The organism is Pseudoalteromonas sp. UBA2102, assembly GCF_002331165.1.
Classification (GTDB): domain Bacteria; phylum Pseudomonadota; class Gammaproteobacteria; order Enterobacterales; family Alteromonadaceae; genus Pseudoalteromonas; species Pseudoalteromonas atlantica.
Genome location: NZ_DCYU01000031.1, coordinates 72,591 through 81,941, shown reverse-complemented (window position 1 = coordinate 81,941; position 9,351 = coordinate 72,591). Strand labels below are relative to the sequence as shown.

11 protein-coding genes are annotated in these 9,351 nt (G+C 40.5%); 8 read left to right on the top strand and 3 right to left on the bottom strand.

The window, feature by feature from the left end:
• The coding region (locus tag B2R65_RS03675) for a TonB-dependent receptor plug domain-containing protein (RefSeq protein ID WP_286741190.1) at positions 1–716 on the bottom strand (716 nt) is incomplete at its 3' end.
• A gap of 426 nt (positions 717–1,142) precedes the next feature.
• Here B2R65_RS03675 and B2R65_RS03670 point away from each other — a divergent pair.
• From B2R65_RS03670 to B2R65_RS03660, 3 genes are all read left to right on the top strand, one after another.
• On the top strand, positions 1,143–2,159 hold the full coding sequence (locus B2R65_RS03670) for a Kelch repeat-containing protein (protein WP_286741188.1): 1,017 nt from the start codon (positions 1,143–1,145) through the stop codon (positions 2,157–2,159).
• Positions 2,156–2,872, top strand: coding sequence for an SIR2 family NAD-dependent protein deacylase (locus B2R65_RS03665; protein WP_286741187.1), 717 nt, complete (start codon positions 2,156–2,158; stop codon positions 2,870–2,872). Before B2R65_RS03670 ends, B2R65_RS03665 begins: the two co-directional genes overlap by 4 nt.
• Before the next feature lie 121 nt (positions 2,873–2,993).
• Positions 2,994–3,791 (top strand): response regulator, encoded by a 798-nt coding sequence (locus B2R65_RS03660; RefSeq protein WP_121638280.1) that lies wholly within the window; start codon positions 2,994–2,996, stop codon positions 3,789–3,791.
• 58 nt (positions 3,792–3,849) lie between these two features.
• On the opposite strand, the gene B2R65_RS03655 is transcribed toward B2R65_RS03660, so the two are convergent.
• Entirely contained in the window at positions 3,850–4,452 is a 603-nt protein-coding gene (locus B2R65_RS03655; protein ID WP_004587008.1) for a LysE/ArgO family amino acid transporter, read from the bottom strand.
• Positions 4,453–4,557: 105 nt separating this feature from the next.
• On the opposite strand from B2R65_RS03655, the gene B2R65_RS03650 reads away from it, so the two are divergent.
• Entirely contained in the window at positions 4,558–5,457 is a 900-nt protein-coding gene (locus B2R65_RS03650; RefSeq protein WP_064387159.1) for a LysR family transcriptional regulator ArgP, read from the top strand.
• An 18-nt stretch (positions 5,458–5,475) separates the two neighbouring features.
• Here B2R65_RS03650 and B2R65_RS03645 read toward each other — a convergent pair whose 3' ends face one another.
• Positions 5,476–6,786: a M20/M25/M40 family metallo-hydrolase gene (locus B2R65_RS03645; protein WP_286741183.1), complete on the bottom strand. Its 1,311-nt coding sequence runs from the start codon at positions 6,784–6,786 to the stop codon at positions 5,476–5,478.
• A gap of 401 nt (positions 6,787–7,187) precedes the next feature.
• On the opposite strand from B2R65_RS03645, the gene B2R65_RS03640 reads away from it, so the two are divergent.
• From B2R65_RS03640 to B2R65_RS03625, 4 genes are all read left to right on the top strand, one after another.
• Positions 7,188–7,715: a hypothetical protein gene (locus tag B2R65_RS03640; protein ID WP_286741181.1), complete on the top strand. Its 528-nt coding sequence runs from the start codon at positions 7,188–7,190 to the stop codon at positions 7,713–7,715.
• A gap of 482 nt (positions 7,716–8,197) precedes the next feature.
• Positions 8,198–8,536, top strand: a complete 339-nt coding sequence (locus tag B2R65_RS03635) for a hypothetical protein (RefSeq protein WP_286741180.1) — start codon at positions 8,198–8,200, stop codon at positions 8,534–8,536.
• A gap of 313 nt (positions 8,537–8,849) precedes the next feature.
• A complete protein-coding gene (locus B2R65_RS03630) occupies positions 8,850–9,104 on the top strand; it encodes a type II toxin-antitoxin system Phd/YefM family antitoxin (protein ID WP_055016076.1) in 255 nt (84 codons plus the stop codon).
• Positions 9,097–9,351 (top strand): Txe/YoeB family addiction module toxin (locus B2R65_RS03625; RefSeq protein WP_286741176.1); only part of this gene is annotated, 255 nt, incomplete at its 3' end. The genes B2R65_RS03630 and B2R65_RS03625, both read left to right, overlap by 8 nt.

The following is a 9,351-nucleotide window of genomic DNA, read 5'->3' as shown; positions in this document are numbered from 1 at the left end:
CTTGGCGTAAAATCAGCTCTAAAGCCGCCAGCGTGCTGTTTAGTAAAGTCATTAGGTTTAATGCGGCTGCCTTTTTTAGAAGGTGCGGTATTTTTAGTATTAAAGTAGCCCCTGTAACTACCAATATCAGAAATATCACCACCATGGCGAAGGCTTATGTCGGCATTTATTTGATTACCTGTAATTGCTTTAGCGTAAGTGTTGCGTGTATCTAAGCTATTTTTAGTAATGATATTGATCACGCCGTTATTTGCGTTATTACCCCATAACAACCCGCCCTGACCACGAATAACCTCAATACGTTCAATATCGTATAAAGGCACATGCAACGACTCCCAATACACAGCCGCAAATTTGGGGGTGTATAGGCTTTGCCCATCTATCATTACTAATAATTTGCTGGAATACCGTGAAGCAACACCGCGTGCAGAAATAGCCCATTGATTGTTATCAAGTTGTCTTACGGTAAGGCCTGGCACCATTTTTAATGCCTCAGGAATAGAGGTAGCGCCCGAGCTTGTAATTTGCTCTTTGCTTAGCACATAAATAGAAGAGGCGGTGTTAAAGGCCGATTGTGCTCGTTTCATTGCAGAAGTTGCTTGAACATCCATTCCCATTAACGCGTCAAGGTCTAAGTCATCGTCGTTTAATGGTTCTGCAGCAAGTATTGGTGAGGCAATAATTAGTGAGCACAATAGCTTTTTAGGTATTTTCACCTAGGTTTCTCCACAGGGATCAAAAATCAAAAACAGGATATATTTTTGTAAAACATTTGTTACCACAAAATATTAGCATACTTTATATTGCTAAAAGTACACTTTATTAGGCTAACTAGCATAAATTACTAAGTAGTAAGGACGTTTTAAAACTTAACGCTAAATCATTAAAGTTTTGTAGTTTTTAAATAAAATTAACAAATAAAGCCTCAAAATCAAGTAATAAGGCGTGTAAATTAGGCGCTGCTTGTAAATTCGCTTATCTAATTTAGCCCGCTGGCTACACCATTAATTATTAGATGGTTTGTAAAACGCAGCACACCTAAACACACACATTAATAATGTAAATTACTTATAGTTAGCTGGTTCATGCAGGTAAAATAATTTACCCTAAGTGTATTAATCACTTTTATATTATTTGTTTTTATGAGCCTTCTTTTTTCTATTGCGCTAGCAAGCCTTCCTGCTTTACCCGAACCCGTTGCAAACAATGCCGTAGCTAAGGTTACTGTTGAAAACCAACGCTATTTTTTGAGTTTTATGGGGCTTGGTAAAAACAAACAACACACAGATGTACACAATAAGGTATTTTCACTAAAACTGGGCGACAGCGCATGGCAGCAACAAGCGAGTGTGCCTTCAAGTTTGCCATTAAAGGGGCGCTTAGCTAGTACTGCTGTTGGCTTAGGTGAATACGCTTATATTTTTGGTGGCTACACGGTAGATAGCGATCATACTGAAATTTCAAGCCCCGATGTGTACCGTTTCGATATAAAAAACAATACATATAAGCATCTTGCAAGCATGCCAGTACCAGTTGATGACAGCGTAGCGCTAAGCTACAAAGAGCGTTACATATACCTTATTAGCGGCTGGCATAACGATGGCAATGTAAATTTAGTGCAAGTTTACGATACTAAAAACAATACATGGCAGCAGGCGTCGCCTTTTTTAGGTGAGCCAGTATTTGGCCAAGCGGCTGCTATTAGTGGTAATACCATTGTTATTTGCGATGGCGTTAAAACCCAAGCAAATCCAGATTCTCGCCGCTCGTTTGCGGGTGTTGCTCAGTGCTTAAAAGGCACAATAAATGCCAACAATCCGCTAAAAATAGACTGGCGTACTTTGCCTCATCCTACTGGGGAGTCGCATTACCGTATGGCTGCTACTAGCTACAATAACAATATTTACATGCTGGGCGGCTCTAATAACCCCTATAACTACAACGGGATTGGTTACAATAAACAGCCCGCCCCGGCGAGCAACCATGTGTGGCGTTTTAATATAAAGCAAAACACGTGGCAGGTATTACCTAATGTAGCTGTTGGCAGTATGGATCACCGTGGCCTACTTGAGCACAATGGGGCTTTATATCGTATTGGCGGTATGAACAACCAACAACAAGTAATAAACGATGTACTAGGGTACGAGGTAGGACAGTGAATACACTTTATATTACCGGTGCAGGGGTAAGTGCTGCTAGTGGCATACCTACATTTAGAGGCGAAGATGGCTTTTGGACTATAGGCAGTAAAAACTATACGCCTATGGAAATGGCCACGCGTGCTATGTATCAAAACAATCCGCGCGAGTTTTTAGCTTGGTATTACAATCGTTTTGCTGCCTATCGTAACCATGGCCCTAATGAAGTACACCATTGGCTGAGCGATAAAAATTTAATAACCCAAAACATAGATGGCCTTGATGGCAAAGCCGGTAACAAAAATTACATTGCTATACACGGCAGGCTCGATCAAATGACGTTATTTCATGAGCAAGGCGAAGCCGTTAAACCGCTAATGACCCCGTGGGATAGTGTAGATGAAAGCCGCCTGCATGAGTCTCTTTTTGAGCTATTTAATATTCAAAACCAAACACCTGAGCTTAATTATTCGTTTAAGCCTTTTGTGTTGTTGTTCGATGAATTTTATACCGAGCTTTACAGAATAACCGAAGCACAACAGCGTATGCTCAACGCCGATAAAATTGTATTTATGGGCACCTCGTTTAGTGTAAATATCACCCAAATGGCATTAGAAATAGCCCGTAATTACGACATACCTGTAGAAGTGGTAGACCCTAACCCTGTTCACATAATGCACAGCAATGTAACGTACAAAAAAATGAATGCATTAGAATACATCCAATCTAATTAGAAAGTGCTATATTTTGAAGAGATTGCTAATGTTTTCTTAAATATTACAATCTCTTTATATAATATTAACGAGTCAATAATGTTATTATTATCCTTATTATAACAATACTAAAGAGACTTGAATGAGCGACCTAACTGCAATAGCAAACTTGTCCATTTTACTTGTAGAGCCTTCAGAAGTTCAGCAAAAAATAATAATAAAATCGCTTGCAGAAAGTGGTGTTAAACAAGTAGAAACTGCGGCTACTCAAGCGCAGGTTTTATCGTTACTTGAAAGTTACCACCCAGACCTAGTAATAAGCTCGATGTACTTATCAGACGGCACAGCCGACTCATTATTGCAAAAAATAAGACTTAACCCCGCCACTGAACATCAACCTTTTATGCTTATATCGAGCGAGCGTAATAAAAAGTACCTTGAGCAACTACGCCAATCCGGTGTGTTGGCTATTTTACCTAAGCCTTTTAGCGCAAAAGCCATTACTCGCGCACTCAAAGCAACTCTCGATATAATAAGCGAAGAAGAAGTAGAGCTTGATCATTTTGATGTAACGCTACTTCGCGTACTTGTAGTAGACGACAGCCGCTTTGCTCGTAAACACATAATACGCGTGCTTGCTGGCATGGGGATCCCCGAACCGGTAGAAGCCGAAAACGGAAAAGAAGCCATAGCGCACCTTAGTGAGCAATCGTTCGATTTAATCGTTACCGATTACAACATGCCAGAAATGGATGGTCGCGAACTAACCGAAACTGTACGTGGCTCAAATGCTTACTCGCATATTCCTATTTTAATGGTGAGCTCAGAGGCAAACGACACTCACCTAGCTAATATTGCGCAAGCAGGAGTTGATGCCATTTGCGATAAACCGTTTGAACCGGCCACAGTGCGAGAATTACTTTATAAAATAATGTCTTAGTCTTTTAAAAATGGCTAACAACAGCGGTAGTTAAATACATAACTACCGCTGTTTTGGCTTATTGGCTTGGCACGTTATATAACTGAAACGCCACAAAACATAAAATAACCGCAATACAGCTATCAAATACGCGCCATCTAAACGGGGAGCTTAAAACCTTTTTTAATTTTGGCGCAAACAACACTAAGCTACTAAACCAAATAACAGAGGCCACACAAGCGCCAATAGCAAAGTGCATAGGCACGGGTTGTAATGCGCCAATGCTGCCAAGCAGCAATACGGTGTCTAAATAAACATGTGGATTTAGTAAGCTTATAGCAAAGGCCGCAAGGGCCGTTTTCCACCAGCTCACTTTTATTACCTGAGTTACTTTTAACCCCGATGTGCCTTTAATTGCGCTGCGCGCAGAGCCAAATGCTAAGTAAAGTAACATGGCTATACCACCCCAGGTTAACCACGGTAATAACCCCGGCAGCCATAGCTTTAACTCATTAGCGGCAAATACACCTACAATAATTAATGTGGCGTCGCAAAGTATACAAACCGCGGCTAAAACAAAACGGTTAGCGCCCGCCATACATTGGCTTAAAATCCAAATATTTTGCGCCCCAATGGCAATAATTAAACTTAGCCCTAACATCACACCCGACAAAAACGACATACTTCTAATCCACTCAAATAAAACCTGTTATCCAATGCCTTGCAGGGTAGGGGGTATTCTGTTACAAATCCAATGAATATATTTATTGTTATATGCGTAAAACTCATGATTGATTACCAGTTACTCAATGCGCTTAGTGCCGTTATAAGTGAAGGCGGATTTGAAAAGGCCTCAAAAAAATTATTTATTACCCAATCGGCGGTGAGTAGGCGTATTCATCAGCTTGAGGCCAAACTAGGCGAGCCCGTATTAATAAGAACCCAGCCGCCAACGCCCACGGCACTTGGTAAACGTTTACTTAACCATTTACAGCAAGTATTGCAGCTAGAAGTGGCCCTTAATGTAGAGGCACTTAACGAGCACACAGACTTAAACACCCCGCTTAGCGTAAAGCTTGCTGCTAATGCGGATTCGCTTGCAACCTGGCTGCCCGAAGCACTCGCCGTATTAGATACAGAGCTTGCGTGCAAATTACGCTTTGAAGTCATTAGTGAAGATCAATCCATTGCCCATAAAAGAATGAAAGACGGCGAGGTTATGGTATGTATTAGCTCATCCCCCGAGCCCGTCAATGGCGGCCTAGTTAGCCCACTTGGCGCCATACGCTACAAAGCCATTGCAAGCCCCGATTTTATAAAACAACATAAGCTTACTGAGCTTTCGCAATTAGCGCATTTACCGTGCTTGGTATTTAGTGAGTATGACAAGCTACAACACCAGTTTTTAGAAGATATTAATGGCTCAGCCCCACTGTTTACCCATATTTACCCTTCGTCAGAGGGATTTAAACAAGCCATGATAGCAGGCCTAGGTTATGGTCTATTACCTACATTACAGCTAGGAGATTCGCTGATAAAAGGCGAGTTAGTCGATTTATTCCCAGAATATTATATTGATACACCTTTATACTGGCACTATTGGCAAACCGAAAGCCCGCAGCTTAAAACGTTGCGTAAGTTTGCATTACAAGTAGCAGGCAAACGGTTAGAGCCTATTAACCCATAAAGGCTAAGCCTGCGTCTATTATTGCCCTAATCTGTAAATAAGCAGTGCTGTTTTAGCGGTGTTTTTATTAAGTGAGGATAAATCGGCGGTTTCGTTTTTAGTGTGAGCGCCACTGCCCATTAGGCCTAGGCCATCAAGCGCCATATCAACATGGTTTGCAGCAAACGAAATATCAGCAGCACCGGCATTACGTGGGTTTGCAGCCTCCACTTTGTTATAGCCTAAGTCTTGGCTTGCTTGGCTATACAGTGCAAGCAGCTTTTTATTACCCTCAGTGAGCCCCATTGGTGGGTAGCCGTCTTCAAAAGTAAGCTCAGCTTGGCTGCCATTTAAGCTTTTAGCCACTATTTGCCGCATCACTTTTTTAGCGCCTTCTACCTGCTTTGGCGAAAGCGCCCGTAAATCACCCGCTACATGCACGGTTTGCGCAATTACGTTACTTTTACCAAACGCCGTGGCTGACGAGTTAGCGCTGTCGTAATCGGCATTTGTACCGCCTACAATAAGCCCGGGGTTAAAGGTTAAATTAGGTTGTGTAGCTAGTTGCTCTCTAAAGTCATTTAAAATACGCGACGCCTCGTAAATAGCGCCATAGCCAACACTGTCACTAAATATTTGCGATGAATGTGCAGCATTGGCCGTTACATTTAACGTCCAGCCGGTATAGCCACGGCGCGCCGCCATAGCGGTTTTAATATTGTTATCGCCGTTCTCAAAACCTAGCGCTACGTCAGCCCAAATTGCGCCATCAACAATGGCTTGTTTAGATAAGCTCAGTGGGCGGCCGCTGCTTTCTTCATCGCCGGTAAGCAGCACTTTTACGCTTACGTTTTCAAGTAAATTAAGGGCTTGTAAGCTTTTAAGTGCGGTAATTATAATAGTGTTACCACCTTTCATGTCGGCTACACCTGGGCCACTGGCGGTGTGTTCATCAATTTGTTTATAGGTAGTAAAGTTATCGTGTTTAGCAAACACCGTATCAAGATGGCCGATCATCAGTATTTTTATTGCATCGGGATCATTACTCTCATGGGTTGCTAATACATGCCCTGCACGGTTAAACGCGCTGCCATCTAGCCACTCAACCTCAAAACCAATGGCTTTTAATTGCTCGCTTGCAAGCGCGCCCACCTTTTTTACGCCTTCAATATTAAGCGAGCCGCTATTAATATTTACCGCTTGTTTTATCTCTTTAAGCGCTTGCGGCATGTTTTGCTCAACTTGTTTTACTATTTCACGCTCGTTTTTATTAAGCGCCGCATGGCTTGTAAGCGAAAGGGTACTTGCAAGTGTGAGAATAAGTGCATGGCTAAACTTTAAAACTGACATAACAGCCTAATAATTGAGAAATAGTTCAGCTAATATGAAGTAAAAATACAAAGGGTTCAATAGAAGTAGATTGTGATTTTTAACTAATTTTATAAGCAGTAACGAGTTGCATGGTTAAGGGTTAAAGGGGTATGCGTTACTGGTTTAAACTCAGGTATTTAAAATATGATTTGTTAATTAATAACCAACCGGTATAACTAAACAACGATTTGTCTGATATTACTGATCTCCACCATTTTGGGGTTTTGCTGCATTTAAGAAAGCTAAGGCGAAGCTAACTATTTGTTTACAGGTGTTTATTTTATAGCTAGGATAAAATCACTGTAATTTATGGACATTTGTCGGTTTGTAAAACGACAAATGTCGTAGACTAAATTGTTAGATGTTAATAGAGTAACTACATGAACGAAGAAGCTGAGAAAATAATTGATAGAGCTGAAGAGGTGTTTAAAGACGCTATATATGGTGATATTGAACTTACAAAAGATATTTCTTCTTATATAACTTGGGTTACTGCATTGGCTACAGGCGGAATAGCTCTATCAATTTCACAGTCAACAAATTTATTGAATGGCGACCATTGTCAAAGTAAATTATTAATAGCATCAAATGTCAGCCTTTTTCTTGCCATTATCATAGGAGCTTTTGCAAAGTATCAGGCACAACTGAGTATACGTAATTATCGTATTGTGTTCGCCATTGGAAGGATGCAAAGATTTCATTTTTATAGAAACGAACTAACTGAAGACCCAATAAAATTTGGAAGGCGCTATCACAATTGTGAGTTCCTTGATGAAAAGCATCAAAACAAATTCAAGGCACATCAAAAAAAGAACAAGCGTTGGTGCTCTGAAGAAAATGGCCTATGGGTTCAGCTTCCATTATTTTTATTAGGTTATGTTTTATTGGCAATACTGGCAATTTCATGAAAACACATCTAACAATTAAATCAACATGGACAAAATAAAGCGCCGCTTCGCTATGCTTTATTTTGCCAGTTATTAAAAGCGTTAGCTATCTAGGAGATAACATTTAGCAAAGTACATTTAGGCCAATAGGGGTATTAGGTGGAGGTTCAATTCCTCTAGCGATTGTTGGCTCTGTAGCCCTTTTATTAATTTTACTTCGTTACTTAACCATTCGTTTAGTTCCTTTGGCAAACGACAACAGTAAAAAGGAGGTGTCTATGGTAAAAACAATAACTGCTCGTACTCGTATTTTTTTAAGCTCTGCGTTTGAAACTTTATGGGCTTACGGAGTCAGCAGCGTGGCAGGTTTGCACCTTTTGGCCTAAGTGTATTTCGATAGCTAACAAAGCATCCAATCATCGCCACTTAGTGGCAGGACAGCCTAAAGAGTGCTAGCACACAGCTACTGGTTATGGCGGCGTTAATAGTTCAAGGAGTAGTGTATGGAATGGTTTTTATTAATTTGCATTATTGTTAGCGTAACATCTTTGTATTTTAGTTATGGGTCTAAGCATTATAATCCCGAAAAAGTGTTGGTAGACATGGGAGAGCAAGTGTTCATTTCTCACTTACCCGTTGCTAGATTAAATAAAAAGTACGGGAAAACTATTCCTAAGTCTTCGGTTACTAAGATCCAGTTAGCTGGTAATTATGTCAGTTTTTTCAATGCGAGTGATAATGCTGTTGGTATTTGGGCACCAAGCGATCGTTTAGCGAAGCCCATTTTTGAGTATGCAAGAGAGACTTTTAAAGATGCAGACGTTGTTGTTATAAACTGCTAACAATCATATTAATTTTGAGCTAGTTCATATTAAACTGCTCACAAGGATAATAGCACGTGCACATTGCAGCCGGCTCGAATTTTAGATCGTATGTCTGTGCGCCTCACTTAGATAATAAACTAGACAGCCATCTTAAATTTTCATTCTATCCAGCGGCTGGGCTGGTTAATATAAAGTGGCCTTTGTTTTAGCCCACATGTCCGTGCGCTTTATTTAGAAATTTGCTACCACAACAAAGTAATGCACAGTATCCTGTACATGTAATAATTTTCCAGCTAAACTTGTCTTATATAATGTACAAGTGAGGTGCAAAATGAGAATAGTGTCTTTTACCGAAGCCCGAAATAGTCTAAAAACCGTTTTAGATAATGTAATTAATGATGCAGATACGACAGTAATCACTCGTCGTGACACTGAAGATGCGGTTGTAATGTCATTAGATTACTACAACAGCCTTATGGAAACTGTTCATTTACTTCGCTCTCCAGCGAACGCTGAGCATTTAAACCGTTCAATTGCGCAGTATAAAGCGGGCAAAACGACTCCACGAGAACTTATTGATGAGTAACAGGTTATTATCATGGACTGATGAAGCTTGGAATAGTTACGTCTACTGGCAGACTCAAGATAAGAAAACCTTGAAACGTATAAATAAGCTAATTGTCGATGTTAAGCGCTCTCCTTTTGATGGGATTGGAAAACCGGAACCCCTCAAAGAAAATCTTTCAGGCTTTTGGTCTCGTAGAATAGATGATACAAATCGTTTGGTATATGCCGTGGATGATACAGCAATTACAGTTATCTCGTGTCGTTAC